At 37.6% G+C, this 1,874-nt stretch carries 1 protein-coding gene and 1 pseudogene; one reads left to right on the top strand and one right to left on the bottom strand.

Annotation, left to right across the window (positions count from 1 at the left end; genetic code table 11):
* A pseudogene (locus AACV33_RS02490) lies at positions 1-114 on the top strand (transcription/translation regulatory transformer protein RfaH); the annotation flags it as partial.
* Between the two features lie 47 nt (positions 115-161).
* Here AACV33_RS02490 and asnB read toward each other — a convergent pair.
* Positions 162-1,829, bottom strand: coding sequence for an asparagine synthase B (asnB, locus tag AACV33_RS02485; RefSeq protein WP_017022419.1), 1,668 nt, complete (start codon positions 1,827-1,829; stop codon positions 162-164).
* Positions 1,830-1,874 lie beyond the last annotated feature (45 nt).

Genomic DNA, 1,874 nt, shown 5'->3' with positions numbered 1-1,874 from the left:
GGGATTGATGCTATTTATAAAGAAGCAGATGGAGAGATGCGTTCAATTCTTTTGATTACATTAATAAATAAAAAAGTAGAAATAAAAATCGAAAATATTAATGTGGGTTTCTAAATAAAAAAAAGCGCTAAGAGCGCTTTTTTTATGAATGCTTATTTTAGTTAGCTATAAGCTTCGTTATGTATGGCTTGAACGGCTCGTCCTGATGGATCTGCACAGTTTTTAAATGATTCATCCCACTCAATTGCCTTTGCAGAAGAACAAGCGATAGAAGGTCCACCAGGTACGCATTTAGCTGCATCTTCAAGAGGGAACAGTTCTTCAAAGATCTCACGATACACATAAGCTTCTTTAGTTAATGGAGTATTGTATGGAAAGCGGAATTTTGCTGATTCCATTTGTTGATCTGTTACTTTTGCTTCAGCAGTTTCACGTAAAGAATCAATCCAACCATAGCCTACACCATCAGAGAATTGTTCTTTTTGTCTCCAAGCAATGGCTTCTGGTAAGTCATCTTCAAAACATTCGCGAAGAATGTGTTTTTCCATTTTTCCGTTACCACACATCTTATCTTGTGGATTCAATCGCATAGCAACATCAATAAATTCTTTATCTAAGAAAGGAACACGGCCTTCAACTCCCCAAGCGGCGAGTGACTTATTGGCACGAGCACAATCAAACATATTTAAAGCAAGCAACTTACGTACTGTTTCTTCATGGAATTCTTTTTTATTTGGTGCTTTATGGAAATATAAGTAACCACCAAAGATTTCATCAGCACCTTCACCTGACAGTACCATTTTGATGCCCATTGCTTTGATTTTACGACCCAATAAATACATTGGCGTAGAAGCTCGAATTGTTGTCACATCATATGTTTCAATGTGATAAATAACATCACGAATAGCGTCAAGGCCTTCTTGAATGGTATAAGTCATTTCATGATGGACAGTACCTATTTGGTTAGCGACTTCGCGAGCTGCTTTTAAATCAGGAGCCCCTTCTAAGCCAACGGCGAATGAATGCAGTTGAGGCCACCATGCTTCAGATTTTTCGTTGTCTTCAATACGCATAGCTGCGAATTTCTTTGCAACCGCTGAAGTAATTGATGAATCAAGGCCACCAGATAGAAGGACACCATAAGGTACATCCGTCATTAATTGACGTTTAACGGCATCTTCTAATGCTTGTTTAAGATCGTCTTTGCTCGTTGGGTTATCTTTTACTGCATCATATTCCATCCAGTCACGCACATAATAACGAGTTGGTTCCGCATCTTTTGAAGAATAGAAGTGACCCGGAGGAAATTCACTCATTGATTTACATACAGGAACAAGCGCTTTCATTTCAGAAGCAATATAATAATTACCATGCTCATCATAGCCGTGATACATAGGAATGATACCAATGTGGTCACGACCGATTAAGTATTCGTCTTTTTCTTCATCATAAAGAATAAAAGCAAAAATACCGTTTAGGTCTTCTAATAAATCAGCACCTTTATCACGATATAGAGCTAAAATAACTTCACAGTCAGAATCCGTTTGGAAATCATAATCATCGGCGTATTTTGCACGAAGCTCTTTATGGTTATAGATTTCACCATTTACAGCAAGGATGTGTTGCTTATCTTTGCTATATAAAGGTTGAGCTCCACTGTTCAAACCGACAATAGCAAGACGTTCATGTGCCAAGATCGCTTTATCTGATGAATAAATTCCAGACCAATCCGGTCCTCTGTGACGTAGCTTTTTTGACATCTCAAGCGCAACTTTGCGAAGTGGCGTAGGGTCACTTTTTATATCTAAAATTCCAAAAATTGAGCACATAAAATTCCCTCTTTCTTTCTTAATTTTTATCGTAAATTATTGTCT

The organism is Aliivibrio sp. SR45-2 (assembly GCF_963890165.1).
GTDB classification, from domain to species: domain Bacteria; phylum Pseudomonadota; class Gammaproteobacteria; order Enterobacterales; family Vibrionaceae; genus Aliivibrio; species Aliivibrio salmonicida.
The sequence above is the reverse complement of the archived record's forward strand: the minus strand, read 5'-3'. Positions and strand labels throughout refer to the sequence as shown.

Excerpts from the sequence above, each read along its gene's own strand:
- asnB (WP_017022419.1), bottom strand. The coding sequence starts at position 1,829 with ATGTGCTCAATTTTTGGAATTTTAGATATAAAAAGTGACCCTACGCCA.